We start from the raw sequence: 18,959 nt of genomic DNA on the forward strand, positions 1-18,959 counted from the left end.
TTGATCATCAAGTGATTGAACACTATCTCGATATAACTTCCAGAACACAATGACCAAATTTATGTAATAAAACGCTTCCAATCATATTCTACCACTGTTTCGGATTACTTTCTACATTCTTTGTTCAATTAAAGATAAAAAATTCAAAGAAAAACAAAAAATTTAAATCATTCCGAAAAATATTTTAAAGAAAGGGGCAAAACCTTATGCCCCAATGCTTTTATGCAGCAATTTCTTGAGTAATGGATATAGCACATCTGGCAATGTATCGACATCCGGTACAAAAATGCTGAACTTGCCATACATATCTTGGATCGTTTTCATCTGCGCCTCTTCAATCGGAGAATTGGATAAAAACACATTGATCACTTCAATTCCCTTTTTTCTCGCTTCGAGAACCGCTTCATGTGTATCCACGATCCCATTTTGTTCGTAGCTGAATGCAGCCGGCTCTCCGTCTGAGAAAACAATGAGGAACTTTTGCACTTCTCTTCGTTTTAAAATCATTTTTGTCATTTGGCGAATCGCATAGCCATCCCGGTTATCCTCTTCTGGCTCAAGTGACATAATGGATGGTCCTGCGTCAAATAAGGAATCTTTGAACGATACGACGGTGTTAAAGTAGTTCGGTTGACTTGTTTCAGTTGCATCATTTGTATCTTCCCAGAACCCTACAATTTGATGAGGTACCTGCACTGATTTTAAAGCTTCATGAAACAGAACAATCCCTTTTTTTGTCTCATCCATCTTGTCAAACATACTTGCCGAACAGTCAACTAATAAAGTGAACACAGCATCAATTTGAGAAGATGGCGCTTGTTTTTTATAAAATAGTCGAGGATTGGACTCTGTAAAATAACGAATGAGCTTTTTACTGAGACGTCCTGCATGAAGATCTGTTTTTGGCCATGTTTTTTTATGCTCAAGTGTTTTTTGAATCATTTGTTTTAAGCGTTTCTGATAAGGCTCGATTGCCTTTGCGTGCTGCTTGTACACATCTATTTGCTCTGGTGAAGGAGGTTCTGGTGAAATCATGACTGGAAATGCATATTTGTTTTCTTTTCCATTCTCATGCGCATCTGCCCCGCTTTCTTCTCCTTCTGCCTCTTCTAGTGCTTCAAGCTTTGAATAGTCTTTTCGATGGGTTTGTTTGGCTGAACCTTGAACCGTTCCAAGCGCCTGATCTCCATCGTCACCTTCTCTTGCCGCATCTTTACCGAGATCGCTTTTACCACCGTGTTCTAAATCAAATTGAAGGAAACTTTTAGATGGTGCTTCCGTTTCTCTATGCCATACTTCCATATATTCATTATGGATGTCTTCATCCCCCTCTTTTTCCCGATCGACTTTTATATCCTCACTTAACTTAGACTTTCTTTTGAGGTCATGGAAAAGCGGTTCTTTTGCCGCTTTTTCATAGTCCAATTCTGGGAAGAAAAAGTATGTGTTCAGCATATCCTTTTCAAGGAGCTCATCGAAGCCTTCTGTCAATTCCTTCACAATGATGGCGATATCAGATGTCGAGCGTGCGTCATATACACGTTCAAGACTTGACTCAATAAACGGAATCATTGGATCTATCCGCTCATGAAGGGGTGGAATTTCTTCAAGCGGAGATTCGGCTGTCAGCTTCACGTATATCGCACAAAAGAGTGAATCTGTTAAAATACTGCGCTCTTGGTTAATCGTTAATTGTGTTTTAAAGTGACGTCTGTAAAGCTCTCTTCTCCGTTTAAATACCTTTTTTGTTCCTGGGCGGTCACGTTTAATCCGCTCTTCAATGCGGATATCTTCAAACAGCATAAACAATTGTTTGCACACATCAGGAATGGATAATGTGTGGGCATAGCGAATGATGTCTTCAAATACTGTAAGATCGCTATACACTGTCCCTACTGCTCGCAGGAACACATCACTTTTTAGGCCTGCCATCATATCCTCTTGATGACGATCATCCCAAAAATGGCTGATGAAAATTTTCTTTTCAAACGGTTCATAGTACGATTGAACACCGTATTCAAGCTCCACATCATCACTTTTGGCAAGAGTTTTGGCTAAATCCGTTAATTCCATAAATAGAAATGAATCGATTCTGCTGTCATTAAATTTGATGAATTTCAAAAGTCAGAACCTCACTCGAATAATGTTTGAGCGATATTTCTTACCGCTGCTTTTTCCCGGTCATCTTCTAGCTTCTCTACAATTCCTCGTTCAATTGCACGAAGCGGCGGGATATATTGCGCAAGATCACATGTATCTAACAGTGCGCGAATGGATGCGGCTTCTTCACTGACCTGTCCATTGTGTGCTTGGACGATGAGATCTGATGAGAGCTGTACGAATTGATCGATTAACCGCTCATCCTTTAATACGGATTGAGTGTGCAGTACTTCTTTTAAAATGCCACCGCCAATGTAAGGAACTTCAATGACGACAAAACGGTTTTTCAGCGCTTCATTGAGCGGCACTGTCCCCACATATCCCTCATTGATTGCTGCAATCACGCCAAAACCTTCTTCTGCTCTAACGACTTCACCTGTAAATGGGTTTGTCATCATTTTTCTGTAATCAAGCACACCGTTTAAAATAGGTAGTGTTTCTGGTTTTGCCATGTTGATTTCATCAATATATAAAAGGTGTCCTTTTTTCATTGCTTTTGTAACGGGTCCTTCAATGAATTCTATAGAAGCAACTTGTCCATCATTATGGATGGTTTTATAGCCAATTAGACTTTCTGCATCAAGGTCAACTGAGCAGTTTACACTGTGCATCGGCTGTTGAAAAAACGCGGATAAAGTTTCTGCTAGTTTTGTTTTACCTGAGCCCGTCGGTCCTTTTAACAGAACATTTTTTCCTAGGGCAAGTGCAATCATGGCATCTTGAATAATAGACGTATCTTGTGATTCATAGCCGCCTGTTCCGATAAGCGGACGAAATTCTTCTTCGAGAACTTTTCCTTTTGCTTCGATCATTGCTTGAATTTCTTCTGGGAGTGCTGGTTGGTTAAACATATATGATTAATTCCTCTCTTCGATCATTTTCCTCACCAAGTATACTAAAAAAACCTTTATGCACTCAATACATAAAGGTTCGTCTTCTGTTATTTTACCATTTCTTTTGTGATGGCTCCGCAAGCAATGCGTTTCCCTGAGTTGCCAGAAGGGTTGCTTAAGTAATCATCTGCTTCTGCATGGATGATGAAACTTCGCCCGTTTTGATCAACCAATTGATTCGGGCCTCCTTTGACCGTCACATTCGGAACATTCACAACGACGTCAATTTGACCATCTGCCCCTACTTCTAAATTAGGCATATCTCCAGCATGATGCCCTTTTGGGTTGTCGAAGCCATGCTCTCTATGGGTCGGATTAAAGTGAGCCCCCGCCGTTTCAAAATTTGGCGTTTCACATATTCCTGTTTCATGAATATGAAAGCCGTGAGGACCTGGCGGCAGTCCTTTCGCTTTCACATGCAGATCCAGCCCATTTTCTGAGGACTCTCTTATTTCAATGCTCCCTATTTTTTGCCCGCTTTCGTTTATGAGTGACGTTGTGACTGGTGCTTGTTTAGGTGCGGCAACTTCTCTTGTTTCTTCTGTCGTTTCTTTTTTTGGCGGTGCATGACATGCTGATGCGGTAAAGATCAAACATATCATGATCATCCACACTGACTTTTTCATTTATGACTGCCCCCTTTTGCCCCCTTTTGTTATCAGTATGGACAATCACAGCAACCGGCAAACAAAAAAAGCCGAAAATCGGCTTTTTTAGAAGAAACGTTTCGCACCTAGATAGGCTTTTTTCCAATAAGGATTGCTTAAGTTTGAAATTCCTACTCCGCTGTCACTTGCATGAAGGAAATCTCCTCCACCTAGGTATAGTCCCATATGAGAAGGACCTGCTTTGTACGTTGTGAAATAAACAAAATCTCCAACTTGTGGTGTGCTGACAGGCGTCATCATATTCCAGTATCCTGCTGTACTCAATCTAGATACTGATGAAACCTTATTAATGAGATAGTAAACAAAGCCGCTGCAATCAAATCCAGCTGGTGTATTGCCGCCCCATCTGTAAGGTATGCCTGTGAGCTTTTTACCTTCTTGAATCATTGTCGTGATTTTTGCATTCATTGGAACGTCATTTTTATTATTGTTGACCGGTGTTGTTGAACCATTTGACGTAGAACCATTAGATCCAGTTGAACCGGAAGCTGTTCCGTTGATTTTTAATACTTGTCCAATTCTAAGCACATCACTTTTCAAGCTGTTTGCTGTGCGGATTGATTGAACCTGCACCTTAAACTGATTCGCAATTTTCCATAATGAATCACCTGATTTAACCGTATAAGATGTGGTTTTACTACTTGAAGACTGATTGCTGTTTGAAGGCGTGCTAGGTTGAGCAGGTGCTTTCGGCTGACTTGGTTTTGACGTCACCGTTCCTTTTACCTTCAATACTTGATTTGGATAAATCGTATCAGATTTTAGCGAGTTCAATGTTTTAATTTCACCAATCGACATATTTAACGAATTGGCAATTTTCCAAAGTGAATCGCCTAATTTCACTTTATATGTACTAGATGCTGACGACGAACTATTAGAATTCGTTGATTTGTTACTTGAGCTAGAATTAGATGTTGAGTTTGAATTTGAGGACTGGCTGCCGCTCGTTTTCGCTGTTCCAGACACTTTCAGCTTTTGTCCAGGACGAATGAGGTCACTGTTTAAGCTGTTCAAACTTTTCAAACTTGCAACTGACATTTTGTGATTCTTCGCAATCAGCCATAATGAATCCCCAAGCTTGACTGTATAGCTAGATGTTGTTGAAGCACTTGATTTCGTTGCTTTTGAACTTGTTGATGAGCTGGATTTTGAACTTTTTGCACTAGGAATCTTTAAGCTTTGTCCTGCAAAAATCATCGTCGTTTTTAATTGATTAAGAGATTGAAGTTCCGAAATACTTGTGTTGTACTGTTCGGCAATCTTCCAAAGTGAGTCACCGCTTTTCACCTTGATCGTCTGTGCTTCTGCCGGTGCAGCAATAACAGCTGAGCCTGCGATCGCTGAAACTGTGAGGCCGGTTACTACTTTTTTCTTCATAGATGAATCTCCGCCTTTCATGATTTCGTACCGTAAGACTTATGTACTAGTTTTGAGTTTAGCATTTAATGGTTCTGCTTCTCTTACACTATTTTATCTTTATTTCTATAATATTACTCGACATGAAGACGTTGGGCAATACTAAATAGGTTTTAGAGCAGCAAACTCAAAATGCTAAAACAAAGCCATATCGTTTCTATCGGCTGTTTGCTGTTTTTATAAACATTTTTTAAGGAATTTTTAAGTTGACGTTTAGAAATTTGTCAAAACAAACACGTTGCTAGTTTCATAGTTCTATTCTACATGACAAATTTTTCTGTATCAAATGACTTTTTACTTAATTACCTGTTTTTTCTCCTCAATAAAAAAAGCACCCTTCCTAATGAAGAATGCTGTGTTCATGTTTACTTTCTGATTTCTTGATCTTTTACAGTTAACGGATAGAGGACGCCTTCTTTCGCAAACGACATTTTCCCTGTTTCTTCTGATACCACAAGAACAAGGGCATCGGTCATGCCAGAAAGTCCAATGGCTGCCCGGTGTCTTGTGCCTAGAGAAGGGCTGACTTTTTTCGAGGTGAGCGGTAGGACATTTGCAGCGGAAACAAGCGTGTTTTCTTTCACTAAAAGGGCGCCATCATGAAGTGGGTTTCCAGGATAGAAAATGCTTTCTATTAATGATGCGCTAATTTTCGCATGGAGGTTTGTCCCTTTTTGTATATAATCCTCCACCTCATCTCTCCTTTGAATCACAATCAGTGCGCCATGCTTTTGTTTTGATAAGTTCTCAATGGCTAAAGAAAATTGAGCAAAACCTGGTGTGAATTCTTCCATATATGCTTGTAAATAAAATGAGGAAGCCTCTGCATGCATTTCATTAAACTGATCATGCAATGATTCGAGTTCACAAAGAAGGCATTGTTCCGTCTGGTCAAGCGAATCGACGATTTTCCTTGCATCCATCATAATTTGCGTTAAATGAGATTTCATTTCTAATTTAAAAATCGCTTCTTCATTTGTGCGATTGATCATCTCACCATGTCCCTCCTTCTTTCGCTAGTGTCATAAAATAACAAATTGTGCACATTCTATTTGTATGGAGGTGAATTCAATATGACCATTCAAAAAGTGATTCAATATGCTTGCAGCATTTTAGGTGTTGTCAGTCTTTCTTTTATTTATGCCCAAATGTTCAAAAAAACGAAGCCCTCAAAGAAAAATAATCCGACGGAGAATTGATTTTTTTACATAGCGTGATATAATTCCTCTCGTTATTTCTGTTCAGAGAGGAACTTATGATGAGAGAAACGAATAGTATTCGAGCAAAGTTGGCACAATTTTTAACCATATTGATTCCGATTTTAATTACACAAGCAGGTCTTTCGCTCATCACATTTTTAGACACGGTGATGTCTGGAAAAGTGAGTGCAGAAGACCTAGCAGGTGTAGCGATCGGTTCGAGCATTTGGACACCTGTTTATACTGGTCTCGCTGGTATTTTAATGGCTGTTACCCCTATAGTGGCTCAGCTGATGGGCGGCGGCCGCAGGGAAGACGTTCCTCGTGCAGTCTTCCAGGCCATTTATTTATCTTTTCTTTTAAGTATCGTGGTGATTGTCATTGGATCGTTGTGTGTTCCTTTTATTTTAGGGAGACTTGGGCTTGAACCATCCGTAGAAACCATTGCCCGTCATTTTCTCAGCTTCCTTGCTATTGGGATCATCCCGCTTTTTGGTTATTCAGTCATGAGATCTTTCATTGATGCATTAGGAAAAACACGTGTGACGATGTTCATTACGTTAACCGCACTTCCTATTAATTTTGTTTTAAATTATCTCTTTATTTTTGGAAACTTTGGGTTTCCAAAGCTTGGCGGTGCAGGGGCAGGTCTTGCATCTGCGATGACGTATTGGGCGATTTTCATCATGAGTATTTGTATTGTCATCAAAGCCGAACCGTTTGCATCCTTTCGGTTGTTTCAGACATTACCTCGTTTTAACGTCTCCCGAATGGGTCAAATACTGAAAATCGGTATCCCTATTGGGTTTGCGATCTTTTTTGAAACAAGTATTTTTGCAGCTGTCACGCTCTTAATGGGTCACTTTGATACCGTGACAATCGCCAGTCACCAAGCAGCGATGAACTTTGCTTCTATTTTATATATCCTGCCGCTTAGTATCTCAATGGCTTTAACGATTGTTGTAGGTTTTGAAGCCGGTGCCATGCGTTATAAAGACGCAAAAAGCTACAGCTATATTGGTATTGCAACAGCTGTTTTGTTCTCATTATGTACCGCAGCACTCATCTTGTTATTTAGACCTGAGATCGCTGGTTTATATACAACTGAATCAGCTGTTTTACAAATGACACAGCACTTTTTGATGTATGCGATCTTTTTCCAGCTGTCAGATGCGATCGCCGCACCAATTCAGGGAGCTCTACGCGGGTATAAAGATGTGAATTATACACTGATTGCTGCGTTTGTCTCTTACTGGGTCATCGGCCTTCCAGCTGGCTACTTGATTGGCACGTATACCTCATTTGGAGCGTTCGGTTATTGGATTGGTCTGATTACTGGGCTTGCCGCAGGTGCCATCGTCCTATTTGTTCGTCTCAGGTTGATTGAAAGACGTATGCATTCTGATACAACAGGAAAAGGCAGCTGACTGAAGTCAGCTGCCTTTCATTTAGTCATTCCATTGATACGTCCAGAAAATTTCTTCATCAAACCATTTTTGGACAACTGGTTCTTTGTTTTTCAACTTTTGTTCAAGCTCTCTTAGCATGCCTTCTGTTTGTGTTCTATGCGCTCTTAGTGCATTTAATTTGATATCGGCTACATCCGTAATATCAATCACAATATCGGCATTTCCTAGCACTTCTTCTCGATTTTTCGTAATGGCCATGCAGTATGTGACGGGACGGTCTTCTTTTTTCTTGCGGTATAGAGCACGAATAACCGCTTCACCTGTCGCGTCATGATCAGGGTGTACACCATGACCTGGATAAAATGTGACAATAAGTGTTGGTTTCACTTCATCAATAATACTTTCCATCACATCCGCTAAATACTCATCATCTTCAAATTCCAACGTTTTATCCCGAAGACCAAGCATTCGCAAGTCTGTGACATCCATTTCTTTACATGCATTGATTAATTCCTGTTTTCTTAATTCAGGAAGTGTCTCACGGTTAGCATATGTTGGACTTCCCATATTTCTTCCCATTTCTCCAAGTGTCCCGCATGCATACGTCACTGGAATTCCACGTTTTCTGCTTTGCGCGATGAGCCCTGCGACCCCGAAGGATTCATCGTCGGGGTGAGGCAGCATCACAAGTACATGTTCGTTCATCACTGTTCCCTCTCTCCTACACCTGAAATGGTGTTTCACTAATTTGTAATGAGATCGCTAGTTTTCCGTCTGGCAGGTGTCCTGCTAACAGCAGGCGGCCTTGTTCATCAAACACGTAATCGGTTAAACCTTCTGCGTAAATCCAGCCATCTTCTGTTTTCATCCCGACACGGTATGGACCTTGTCCTTTTATTTTTGCCTGTGAATAAACGACTTTTGCGTTGCGGATATACGCCACGACCGTCATATTTTGCTCATTCACATGAGCTGAATAAGAACCAGTTGTCGTTTCAAGATGAACGAAGACTGGCCGATTTAAAAACGATTCAAGATGTGCTGTGACATCTTCCGTTTGAATTGGTTTCATGAGTGGTTCCTTCCTTCATTTTGAATTAGTTCTCGCAGCTTTTTCGTATGTAAGCTGATCAGCTGTAGTTGATGACCCTGCTCAATCGTGCTTTCTAAAATTCTTTCCACAGCGAGTACATACTTTTGATGCAATGACTTTCTTGCGCGAGGATGGGTGCGTGCATCAAGCAAATCATCTCGTATCGCCTCGTGTAATGAAGTCATATCCACTACATCAAGCTGCCGATTTTTCCATAAAGATTGATAAGCGTGTGCAAGCTCATCGACTGATGACATGTGATCACCTCTACAGTTTTGGTAACAACTTATTATGACATGATCCGCCTGCAAAAAAAAGCAAACTGCTTCGTCTCTTTAATGAGAATTCGCTGTTTTTTTCATTCGGAGTTGAGAGGTTGTAAATAGTAAAATCGCCACCCAAATACAGAGGAATGTCACGATTTTTGCTGCAGATAAGTGTTCGTGATACACAAATAGCCCCAAAAAGAGTGTAATGGTCGGTGCAATATACTGCAAAATACCAACTTGGTATAAAGGAATTCTTTTGGCTCCTTCAGAAAATAAAAGAAGCGGTACAGCTGTAAAGACACCTGCAAAAAATAATAGCCCAAGAGAGCCGAAGCTGCTCGGATTCATCGTGACAACAGGTTCTTTTAAGAAGAAGAATAAGTAAACAAGCGCAGCTGGTGCAAGAAGCAGTGTTTCAATGGTTAATCCAATGGCACTCGTAAAACTCATTCTTTTTTTAATCAGTCCATAAAACCCAAAACTAAAAGCCAATACGAAAGCCACGACAGGAAATGAGCCGTACTGAACAGTTGAGATGATGACCCCAGCTGCAGCAATGAGAATGGCGGTGGTTTGCATTTTATTCAGTCGTTCTTTTAAGAAAATGATGCCTAGTAAAACTGATACAAGCGGATTAATATAATACCCTAAACTCGCTTCCAGCATAAGATCGTGATTTACAGCCCAAATGTATACATACCAGTTGACCGAAATTAAAATAGCCGATAAAAGTAATGAAAAAAGTGCTTTTCCATCTATCATCAGACCTTTCACAGTCTGCATCGCTGGACGGACTTGCTTTAAATATAAAAGAATACCGCACATAAAAATAAAGGACCATACTATTCTGTGCGCTAAAATTTCGCCTGACGAAATATGCTCCATCAGTTTCCAATATAATGGGAACAATCCCCATAATGTAAAAGATGCAGCCGTATATAAGGCACCTTTTGATTGTTGTTCGTTCAATCTAACCATTCCTTTCTAAACCTATCGTATATTATAGCACGCACATCACTTTATGGGCATATACTAATTCAGGGCATTTAGAAAGGATGATTTGCATGTTTGACTGGAACCGATTATTTCCTTTTCAAAAGCAATTTTCAAAAGAAGCGTTAAAAAATTCAGATCCTAAAGACGTTGAGCAATATGTCAATCAAGTCATGGAAAGTGTTTTCGGCTCCAATTATTCTGCTCAATTCCCCTTTCAGGATCCGCTGTCTCAGCAGCAGAAAACAAGAGAGACAGACGATAAAAAAAAGAAAGAGCCGAATGTTGAAGTATTTGAGACGACAGATCACGTGTTTGTCAAAATAGAGCTAGATCGTCCGAACACGGAAAAAGTAAAAATCAAACATACAGCCAATCTGCTGTTTATTGATCATTTTCCTGAAGAGAATAAACAAAAGAAGGTTGTCCTGCCTGCTGCTGTGAAAAGAAAAGGAACGAAGGCTTCGTATCAAGATGGTATTTTAGAAATTATGTTTTTAAAGCATGATGATCCAGGCATTTCTGAAATTGATATTCCATTATAAAAAGCCTGCTTTGAAATGGAAGCAGGCTTACTCTTTTTTCTTAATAATATGGTGGATATCCGCCGCCATAAGGTGGTGGAACAGGCGGTGGTGGTGGCGGGTAATATGGACGAGGATAATTAAAAATCGCACTTCCTAGAAATCCGCCAAGCAGTCCGCCGACTAAAGGAGCGCCAAAACCAAAAAACAAAGGGACTCTAGATTCATATGGCGGAATGCTAGGGGCACCGCCTCGAAAATACGGAGTATGAGGGTACATGCTTTTCTCCTCCTTTGTCATGTGCCTAACATCAGCATATTCATTAGGAGACAAAACGTTTGGGCAAACCTAAAACTAGGCTTGCTCCTTTTTTACATGAGATCCAGCATACTCCCCTGCCCAGCGCGATACTTCTCCGAACACACCATGTAATGCACTCCCTTTTTCGGTTAGACAATAGATGACTTTGACTGGCGTTTCAGGAAGTACAGTGCGCTTTATGATTCCTTCTTGCTCAAGCTCTTTTAAGCGTTCTGCGAGCATTTTTTGACTGATGGATGGAATAATGTCCGTCAGGTCTTTAAACCGCTTCGGACCATCAAGCAATACATGAATGATGAGACCATTCCACCTTTTGCCAAGAAGCAAAAAAGCTTGCTGAATGTTTGGACATAATTGAAATTCCATATATTTCAGCCTTTCTTTTCATAATCGTTTGACAAACTAACGGTGTACAATTTAAAATATATCTCTAGTTACAATAAGTAAGTTTCTCACTTTTTTATTTATTGTACCATACTATTTGCAAAAACGGGAGGAAATATCCATATGGCGAGCGATCAAAAAACGATTGACATTTTAAAAGAAAGAGCTTCAGTAAAAGAGTATGATACAACTCATGAAATGACAAAAGAAGAGTTAACAGAGCTTCTTGATATCACAACAAAAGCACCATCTGCTTGGAACCTTCAGCATTGGCATTTCACTGTTTTCCATAGTGCTGAATCAAAAGCAAAACTTCTTCCAATTGCTTACAACCAAAAACAAGTCTCACAAGCATCAGCTGTGATTGCTGTGCTAGGTGACCTTGAAGCCAATCTAAAGGGTGAAAAAATCTACAGTGAGCTAGCAGAACAAGGCTTCATCACAGAAGATATTAAAGAAACATTGATGACGCAAATCAATGGTGCTTACCAAAGCGAGCAATATGCACGTGAAGCTGCGTATTCAAACGCTTCGTTAGCTGCTATGCAGTTAATGATTGCGGCGAAAGCAATGGGATATGATACATGCGCAATGGGCGGTTTCAGCAAAGAAGCGTACGTGAAAGAATTCAATGTGAGTGGTCGATACGAACCAGTGATGTTGATTTCTGTCGGGAAAGCAGCAAAAGAAGCTCACAAAAGCAATCGTTTTGACATCGAAGAAGTATCTGATTTCCTATAAAAAACGGCTCAGTCTCAGCGTCATGCTGGGGCTTTTTTATTTGCTCTAAATATTATTTTTCCATACTTATTTTCAAGTCTTCCTTTCTCATTCTTCAGTATTTACCTCTTTTTAAAAATGAAAGCGTTATATTAGTATGATATTCATAAAAATGATTGTTTTTTCTGAAAATGGTCTTGTGATCTAATCTGACAACTGCTATTATTATGAAATTACAAAATATTAGAGGAGGAAAACATGAACAAAAAACTGATACTGGCGCTACTTATCGCGATTCCATTCATTGGACAGCTTGCACTGCTCCCCTTTGTGAATCGTATTCATCCATTTGTCATCGGGCTGCCTTTTTTCCACTTCTGGCTCTTACTATGGATTGTACTCACACCCGTTTGCACATTTATCATTTACAGGATGCAACATTCAAATGGAGGAACTGACGAATGCAAGGAAACTTAACAGCTTTATTGATTACTGCAAGTATCATTTTCATCGTCGTGGTCATCGGTTTTGCCGCTGGTCGTGATAAATCATCAAGACAATCAGTCGAAGAATGGTCTGTTGGCGGGAGAAAATTTGGCGGGCTTCTCGTCTGGTTCCTTGTTGGCGCAGACTTATATACTGCTTATACCTTTTTAGGGCTCACAAGTACAGCTTATACAGCGGGAAGTGTTGCTTTTTTCGCTATCCCCTATTCAGTTCTTGCTTATTTTATTGCGTATTTCTTCTTACCAAAACTTTGGACGGTTGCAAAAAATCACAAGCTGACAACACTTGCTGATTATGCACGTGAGCGATTTGACAGTAAACTGTTATCCAGTTTGATTGCCATTGTTGGTGTACTCATGCTCATACCATACATTTGTCTTCAGCTAAGCGGGATTCAAGATACATTAACTGTCGCTGGAACGAGTTATATTAATGTGAATGCAGCGGTTATGATTTCATTTATTTTAGTTGCACTTTATACATTTTTCAGCGGTATTAAAGGTCCTACATATACAGCCATTATTAAAGATATTCTTGTTTGGGTGATCATGCTCTTTATGGTCGTTTCCCTCCCGATTATTCATTTTAACGGCTGGACACCAATGATGAATACGTTAGCTAAGGAAGCTCCACAGCTTCTGACGATTCCTGAAAGCGGCCCTAAAGGCATTTTGTGGTTTATTACCGCATCAGGTGTTTCTGCACTCGCATTATTTATGTGGGCTCATGCAGCAACTGGTGTTTTCACAGCCAAAAGCGCAGATGCCATCCGTAAAAACAGTATGTTTTTACCTCTTTACAACATTGTATTGATTTTGGTCATCTTCCTTGGCTTCATTGCCTTTTTAGTCTTACCGGAAGATACAAATCCAAGATTTGCTCTTCTTCATTTAATTCAGACGTCATATGGCGGCGTGATGCAGGGGCTTGCGTATTCAACGATTGCACTTGCTTCTCTCATTCCATGTTCGATCATGGCCATTGGGGCGTCGAATTTATTTGCCAATAATTTGTACCGTGATTTAATCCATCCAAATGTGTCACCTAAACGGTTAACGATCATTACACGTTCGATGGTATTTATCGTGATCGGTCTTGCTCTTTTATTCGGAATGCTGTTCCCGACTGCGCTTGTCACGCTTCAGCTGATCGGTGTTTCTGGAATGGTTCAAATTTTCCCAGCCATTGCCATCAGCTTGTTCTGGAAAAAACAATCGAGAGAAGCAACGATTGCGGGGCTCATCGTAGGAATTATCGTGACCTTTACAGCGAATATGACACAAATGACATTCGGCCTTTATGAAGGCTTTCTCGGTTTACTAGCAAACGTTGTGGTCATCCTGATTTTGAATCCATTCTTCCAGAAGAATGTCACATCTAATTCTGTGACAAGTGATTTGTTTGAAAAGAATGGGAAAACAACGGAACCTGTGGCTAACAAAGCGTAACACAAGAAAAAAAGCAGTCCCCTGATGAGGACTGCTTTTTCTATTTCATTTCTTTTTTCAACACTTCAATGGCTTTTTTCATTTGCGTATCATTTTTCTTGAGCTTATCTTGGATGTTTGTCATCAGTACCGTCGTTGTGTCCCCTGTCAGAATACCATCAGCCTTTAGATCGTGATCTGATTGGAACCTTTTCACGACCGACTGGAATGCTTGATCATATTCTCCATTGGCTTTTGCTTTGTAGCCAAGCGCTTGGAACATTTTTTGAGCCGCTTTGACTTCATCTCCATCATCATTCAGTTGATACGTCTTTTTCGGATTTAAGTATGGCAGCTTCGCATAACTCGGCAGAGATGCTTTCACCTGTGGCTCAATTCCTTTTTTGTGAATCCAAGACCCGTCTGGTGTCAGCCACTTGGCAATGGTTAATTTCACACTAGAACCATCATTGTAGCTTTGCGCATTTTGAACAGTCCCTTTACCAAATGTCTTTTCTCCAACAAGTTGAATGCTAGAGGATTGGTGCAGAGCTCCCGCCATGATTTCAGCAGCACTCGCTGAACCGCCGTTTACAAGAACAACTGCCGGCTGATGAACTTTGCGTTCTTTTTCCGCTTTGTACACTTGTTTCTTTCCTTTTTCCTCAACCTGCATAATGACTTTTCCTTTATCGATAAAGTCATTGCTCATTTCAATTGCTTCTGTCATAATGCCGCCTGGATTATCTCTCAGATCAATGACAAAACCTTTTGCCCCTTTTTTCTCGAGGTCATCAATCGCTTTATCTAACTCTTTAGATGTGGTTTCAGCAAAAGAAGTGATTTGGATTTCGCCTATTTTATCTTTTGTTAGTTTTGCATACACCGTTTCAAGTGGAATCGTATCTCTTGTGATCGTCACATCCACATTTCCAACACCTTGTCGGTTCAAATGCAGTTTGACATCCGTTCCTTTTTTCCCTCTGATAAGAGAAACAGCTTTATTCACTGACATACCTTTTGTACTTTTACTATCCACTTTTAAAATACGATCATGAGGTTTCAAACCAGCTTTTTCAGCAGGAGAGCCTTTAATCGGTGCGACAATTAAAATTTGTCCATCCTTCTCTTCTACTTGTGCACCAATTCCTTCAAATGAAGATGAAATGGTGTTGTTAAACCCTTCGGCTTCCTCCTGATCCATATATGTAGAGTATGGATCATCAAGTGATGCAATCATGCCTTGAATCGCACCGTCTACTAGTTTTTGATCATCCGTTTTTTCGTAATACTCGTTTTTTACCTTCGTATATGCAGCCATGAGTTTACTAAACTTCTCATCTCCTGAAACGCTGACAGCACCTTGTTTTGTGATCACAAATGTAATCGCTGAGGAAAGCGCTGCTGTCACCAGAATGGCTATCACGAACTTGAATTGTTTTTTCAAAAAAACACCACCTTTATCTCCTTTCATTATTATCAAGGACGATTCTTCATCCGTCAACCAAAGGATCAAACTTCTATTTGAAAAGATAAGCCATTTCGCCCTGCAATGCATAATCTTTAGAGAGAAACATGATAAAGAAAGAAGGGATTCCATGAGTGACTATGTAGAAATGCTTGCTTATTTTGGGGTATCAGGTGCCCATCCTGGTGGAATTGAGCTAACAAAAACGATGATTGAGCATCTCAACCTGGCGTCTGACGATCGTATACTGGATGTTGGATGCGGCACAGGACAAACAGCCGCATATTTAGGACATTTAGGTTATGAAGTAGAGGCGATTGATACACACCCTTTGATGATTGAAAAAGCCAATCTGCGATTCGAGCGGGAACAACTACCTTTCCGTGCACAGCAAGCATCGATCGAACACCTGCCATTTGCGGATGACTCGTTCTCTCTACTGATCAGTGAATCTGTTTTAAGTTTCACCCATTTACCTGCTGCGCTTGCTGAGATAAAACGGGTGCTTGCTCCTGGAAAACAATTGATCGCAAATGAGGCTGTGTTAAAAGTGCCGCTTCCCTCAAAAGAACAGGCAGCCATTCGGGAGTTTTATGGGTTTCACTCCCTCTTTTCATTTTCTGAATGGAAAAAACAGTTAGCGTCCGCAGGATTCCGTGACATTCAGATTCTCTCATTCGATGAGCACATGGTGCAGGAAGAGCCGACCGAAATGGAATTATCAGATCAAATACCACCTTCTCTTTATGATACATTACAGACACACTATGACCTGATTCAAACACACCGAGAACATCTGAGTCACCTTGTATTTGAATGTACAGTATAAAATGAGCGAATCTCCTATATGTTTTGTCCAAACTCTATGAAGTCTTTCGCATAGGATAAGAGTGAAAAGAGTTTGTCATAAGGAGGAAAAACATGGAGCGCTACTACAAACTTTGTCAGCAGCATATGGGGAAAGTAGCTAGAATTACTGATCGTCATGGCAGAGTACATGTTGGACGTATTGAGCGGGTGACAAACCGCAAAGTTTATATCCGACCAGTCGGCGGGTCCCGCGGGGGCTTAGGATTTGGCTATTACGGAGGTTATTACGGAGGCTATTATGGCTGGGGTCCAGCTTATGGCATTGGACTCGGTTTTATTACCGGCTTCGCATTAGCAGGTTTGCTCTTTTTTTAAAACGGCGTATAAAAGAAGGCCTCCCAGCTTTGAAGTGACCCCCTAAATTTAGACGCGTTTTTTTATGAGACAGCTTTCGAGGCATGAGTTCGATATTGTATCGGACTCATGCCTTTTAGTTTTGTCTTTATACGTGTGTGATTGTAGTAATCAATATATTGTTCAAGTTCTTGCTTGAAGTGTTCGATGTTCTCAAATTTTTTTAGGTATAGAAATTCAGACTTTAAGATACCAAAAAAGTTCTCGATAACTGCGTTATCGTAACAGTTACCTTTTCGGGACATACTCTGTGTAATCCCACGCTTTTTTAAGGCGTGTCTATATTGCTTCATTTGGTAATGCCATCCTTGATCAGAATGTATCATTGGTTTCTCCTCTTCATCTAAACGGTTGAACGCCTGATGAAGCATCGTTGAGACGAGTGAGTAAACAGGTCTTGAACCGACTGTATAGGTAATGATTTCACCATTAAATAGATCTAATATGGGCGAAAGATAGAGCTTCTGACCAAATAACTTGAACTCCGTTATATCTGTGACCCATTTCTCATTTGGTCTATCAGCTTGAAAATGACGAGCCAAAATATTAGGCGCTATTTTGTTCACTGTGCCTCTGTATGAACGATATTTCTTCACTCGGACCATGCATTTTAGCCCTAGAACTTTCATGATGCGCTGGACTTTTTTGTGATTCACCTTTTGTCCTCGGTTGATTAGTTCATCACGAATCCGGCGATATCCATAACGTCCTTGATGTTCCTGATAAATGGTTTGAATCATCTTTTTCAGTTCGACATCCTGATCAGGACGATCTAAATGCTTGATCAAGTAATAGTAGGTACTGCGTGGAATACATGCGAGCTTAAGAAGTGATTTCACCGGATATTGATGCCTTAAATCATAGACTACTTGCGCTTTGTCTTGTTTGGTGATTGTTCCTTGTTTTGAACTAAGGCATTCAACTTTTTTAAATACTCATTTTCCATGCGCAAATGTTCTACTTCTGCCTGTAACGCTTCCATTGATCCTTTCGTTATTTCTTGTTTTCCAGTTTTCTTTTTCATAGACGGACGCCCCTTTTTCTTAGATTGAAGGGCGTCTACTCCTTGTGTTTCCAAGATGCGCTTCCAGTTCCAAAGCGTTGTATCAGAAGGCAGGTTAAAGAGTGCAGCTGTTTCCAAGATAGACGTCCCATGTTCATTCATATAATCAAGTACGTCTAGTTTATATTGGACTGGATAATTTGTATATGACTTTGAAAAAGCTTTTTCGCCATGATATTGATACTTTCTGACCCAATATTGAAGTATGCTTTTGTGCACGCCAATCTGTTTTGCAATTCCAAGCAGGGGTTCGCGGTCAATGAGGTATCGTTTTACCGCTTTGATTTTATCTTCAATTGTAAATTTAGCCAAAAGAAAAGCACCTCCAAATGTTAGACTGTGTCTAATATTTGGGGTGCACTTCACTTCGGGAGGCCTTTTATTTGTTTATATTTTCTTCACTTTGTTCATGTACTCTTCGAATGTTAAATCATGATCATGCATCGCTTTTGCAGCTTCTTTCCCTACATAACGCAGGTGCCACGGCTCATATTCATATTTCGTGATGTCTTCTTTCCCTTTTGGATAACGGATGATAAAGCCATATTTATAAGCATTTTTGGCTACCCATTTACCATCAGGTGTTTCACCAAATTTTTCAGAGATTTCAAAGCCGGCACTTTTTGAGGAAATATCCATAGCTAGACCTGTTTGATGTTCACTTTCCCCTGGTAAGGCTACGGCTTCTTGAGCTTTTTCTTTCCCTTTTAGTTTCACTTCACTATCAAAAATGACTTTTTGACGATCATAGGAACGATAGCCAGATACTGCAGCAAGCTCAAAGTTTTCCTTTTTAGCACCTTTGAATAACTTCGCAAGTGCCTCCGCTGCTTCTTTTCGAATATATCGTTTTTCAATATCCTCTGAAAAAGAGAATTCCACTTTTGGTACAACGAGATCAGAAGGTTTATAGGTTCCTGGCAGTGCATATTCTTTGTTCACTAAAGCAAGCACATTTTCAGGGTTTTGAATGGTCTTCAGTCCGCTCACTACCTTGATGTCATTGAAATATTCACTCTTTAACGTCAGCTCTTGATTAGATGAATCTGCCGTATCGTTTGAGTTTTGCTGGGGTGATGAACTTGCTGCGTTCTTTTGTTCGTTTGTTTTGTTAGATTCAGTGGTACCGCTTTTCTGATCCAGCAACTGGCAGCCTGATAATGCGGCCGTCAAACCAAGAATCGATGCGATTGAGAGTATTTTATAGCTTTTCTTCATGA

Annotated in this window: 22 protein-coding genes; 8 read left to right on the forward strand and 14 right to left on the reverse strand. The window is 40.2% G+C overall.

The features are described 5' to 3' along the window. Positions 1–204: 204 nt before the first annotated feature. The 5 genes from NSQ64_RS10950 to cdaS all read right to left on the reverse strand — a co-directional run bounded on the left by NSQ64_RS10950 (position 205) and on the right by cdaS (position 6,129). Positions 205–2,121, reverse strand: coding sequence for a vWA domain-containing protein (locus NSQ64_RS10950; protein WP_341016471.1), 1,917 nt, complete (start codon positions 2,119–2,121; stop codon positions 205–207). 11 nt (positions 2,122–2,132) lie between these two features. Further along, complete coding sequence (locus NSQ64_RS10955) at positions 2,133–3,011, reverse strand: ATP-binding protein (RefSeq protein WP_017359496.1); 879 nt, start codon at positions 3,009–3,011, stop codon at positions 2,133–2,135. Between the two features lie 89 nt (positions 3,012–3,100). Then, positions 3,101–3,679, reverse strand: a complete 579-nt coding sequence (locus NSQ64_RS10960; protein WP_268383314.1) for a superoxide dismutase family protein — start codon at positions 3,677–3,679, stop codon at positions 3,101–3,103. Positions 3,680–3,766: 87 nt separating this feature from the next. Then, positions 3,767–5,098 (reverse strand): C40 family peptidase, encoded by a 1,332-nt coding sequence (locus NSQ64_RS10965; RefSeq protein ID WP_024718576.1) that lies wholly within the window; start codon positions 5,096–5,098, stop codon positions 3,767–3,769. A gap of 404 nt (positions 5,099–5,502) precedes the next feature. Then, complete coding sequence (gene cdaS, locus NSQ64_RS10970; RefSeq protein ID WP_341016474.1) at positions 5,503–6,129, reverse strand: sporulation-specific diadenylate cyclase CdaS; 627 nt, start codon at positions 6,127–6,129, stop codon at positions 5,503–5,505. Between the two features lie 81 nt (positions 6,130–6,210). Between cdaS and NSQ64_RS10975 the strand changes: the two genes are divergently transcribed. Both NSQ64_RS10975 and NSQ64_RS10980 read left to right on the forward strand, forming a co-directional pair. Continuing rightward, on the forward strand, positions 6,211–6,336 hold the full coding sequence (locus tag NSQ64_RS10975) for a hypothetical protein (protein WP_003215647.1): 126 nt from the start codon (positions 6,211–6,213) through the stop codon (positions 6,334–6,336). 59 nt (positions 6,337–6,395) lie between these two features. Continuing rightward, the gene (locus NSQ64_RS10980; RefSeq protein WP_341016476.1) at positions 6,396–7,763 is read left to right on the forward strand and encodes an MATE family efflux transporter; all 1,368 of its coding nucleotides are present in this window, start codon (positions 6,396–6,398) and stop codon (positions 7,761–7,763) included. A 21-nt stretch (positions 7,764–7,784) separates the two neighbouring features. Here the strand turns inward: NSQ64_RS10980 and bshB2 are convergent, their stop codons facing one another. The 4 genes from bshB2 to rarD form a co-directional block, all read right to left on the reverse strand. Next, positions 7,785–8,450, reverse strand: coding sequence for a bacillithiol biosynthesis deacetylase BshB2 (gene bshB2, locus NSQ64_RS10985; RefSeq protein ID WP_024718573.1), 666 nt, complete (start codon positions 8,448–8,450; stop codon positions 7,785–7,787). Between the two features lie 16 nt (positions 8,451–8,466). Continuing rightward, positions 8,467–8,817, reverse strand: a complete 351-nt coding sequence (locus tag NSQ64_RS10990; protein ID WP_008346474.1) for a YojF family protein — start codon at positions 8,815–8,817, stop codon at positions 8,467–8,469. Beyond that, positions 8,814–9,095 (reverse strand): hypothetical protein, encoded by a 282-nt coding sequence (locus NSQ64_RS10995; RefSeq protein ID WP_008346472.1) that lies wholly within the window; start codon positions 9,093–9,095, stop codon positions 8,814–8,816. Before NSQ64_RS10995 ends, NSQ64_RS10990 begins: the two co-directional genes overlap by 4 nt. A 78-nt stretch (positions 9,096–9,173) precedes the next feature. Further along, the gene (gene rarD / locus NSQ64_RS11000) at positions 9,174–10,085 is read right to left on the reverse strand and encodes an EamA family transporter RarD (RefSeq protein WP_235683752.1); all 912 of its coding nucleotides are present in this window, start codon (positions 10,083–10,085) and stop codon (positions 9,174–9,176) included. 86 nt (positions 10,086–10,171) lie between these two features. Here rarD and NSQ64_RS11005 point away from each other — a divergent pair, with 86 nt between their 5' ends. Further along, a complete protein-coding gene (locus NSQ64_RS11005; RefSeq protein WP_024718570.1) occupies positions 10,172–10,645 on the forward strand; it encodes a spore gernimation protein GerT in 474 nt (157 codons plus the stop codon). Between the two features lie 40 nt (positions 10,646–10,685). Here NSQ64_RS11005 and NSQ64_RS11010 read toward each other — a convergent pair whose 3' ends face one another. Then, positions 10,686–10,904, reverse strand: coding sequence for a hypothetical protein (locus NSQ64_RS11010; protein WP_217967060.1), 219 nt, complete (start codon positions 10,902–10,904; stop codon positions 10,686–10,688). Between the two features lie 75 nt (positions 10,905–10,979). Then, positions 10,980–11,312: a winged helix-turn-helix transcriptional regulator gene (locus tag NSQ64_RS11015; RefSeq protein WP_008346466.1), complete on the reverse strand. Its 333-nt coding sequence runs from the start codon at positions 11,310–11,312 to the stop codon at positions 10,980–10,982. A gap of 141 nt (positions 11,313–11,453) precedes the next feature. Between NSQ64_RS11015 and NSQ64_RS11020 the strand changes: the two genes are divergently transcribed. From NSQ64_RS11020 to NSQ64_RS11030, 3 genes are all read left to right on the forward strand, one after another. Beyond that, on the forward strand, positions 11,454–12,071 hold the full coding sequence (locus tag NSQ64_RS11020; protein WP_017359679.1) for a nitroreductase family protein: 618 nt from the start codon (positions 11,454–11,456) through the stop codon (positions 12,069–12,071). Positions 12,072–12,308: 237 nt separating this feature from the next. After that, positions 12,309–12,527: a DUF3311 domain-containing protein gene (locus NSQ64_RS11025; RefSeq protein ID WP_017359680.1), complete on the forward strand. Its 219-nt coding sequence runs from the start codon at positions 12,309–12,311 to the stop codon at positions 12,525–12,527. Next, positions 12,512–14,005, forward strand: a complete 1,494-nt coding sequence (locus tag NSQ64_RS11030) for a sodium:solute symporter family protein (RefSeq protein ID WP_341016482.1) — start codon at positions 12,512–12,514, stop codon at positions 14,003–14,005. The genes NSQ64_RS11025 and NSQ64_RS11030 overlap by 16 nt, the downstream gene beginning before the upstream one ends. A 40-nt stretch (positions 14,006–14,045) precedes the next feature. Here the strand turns inward: NSQ64_RS11030 and NSQ64_RS11035 are convergent, their stop codons facing one another. Next, positions 14,046–15,431: a S41 family peptidase gene (locus NSQ64_RS11035; protein WP_341016484.1), complete on the reverse strand. Its 1,386-nt coding sequence runs from the start codon at positions 15,429–15,431 to the stop codon at positions 14,046–14,048. Positions 15,432–15,582: 151 nt separating this feature from the next. Between NSQ64_RS11035 and NSQ64_RS11040 the strand changes: the two genes are divergently transcribed. Both NSQ64_RS11040 and NSQ64_RS11045 read left to right on the forward strand, forming a co-directional pair. Next, positions 15,583–16,281, forward strand: a complete 699-nt coding sequence (locus tag NSQ64_RS11040; RefSeq protein WP_268383302.1) for a class I SAM-dependent methyltransferase — start codon at positions 15,583–15,585, stop codon at positions 16,279–16,281. A gap of 92 nt (positions 16,282–16,373) precedes the next feature. Continuing rightward, the gene (locus tag NSQ64_RS11045) at positions 16,374–16,637 is read left to right on the forward strand and encodes a hypothetical protein (protein WP_024718566.1); all 264 of its coding nucleotides are present in this window, start codon (positions 16,374–16,376) and stop codon (positions 16,635–16,637) included. A gap of 62 nt (positions 16,638–16,699) precedes the next feature. Here NSQ64_RS11045 and NSQ64_RS11050 read toward each other — a convergent pair. Further along, a protein-coding gene (locus NSQ64_RS11050; RefSeq protein WP_268356789.1) for an IS3 family transposase occupies positions 16,700–18,051 on the reverse strand; the annotation gives its coding sequence in 2 pieces (ribosomal slippage) (positions 16,700–17,607 and positions 17,607–18,051; 1,353 coding nt in all). 75 nt (positions 18,052–18,126) lie between these two features. Continuing rightward, entirely contained in the window at positions 18,127–18,957 is an 831-nt protein-coding gene (locus tag NSQ64_RS11055) for a M15 family metallopeptidase (RefSeq protein ID WP_017367458.1), read from the reverse strand. Positions 18,958–18,959 lie beyond the last annotated feature (2 nt).

The sequence above is a fragment of the Bacillus sp. FSL W8-0183 genome, from assembly GCF_038006825.1.
Lineage (GTDB): Bacteria > Bacillota > Bacilli > Bacillales > Bacillaceae > Bacillus > Bacillus altitudinis.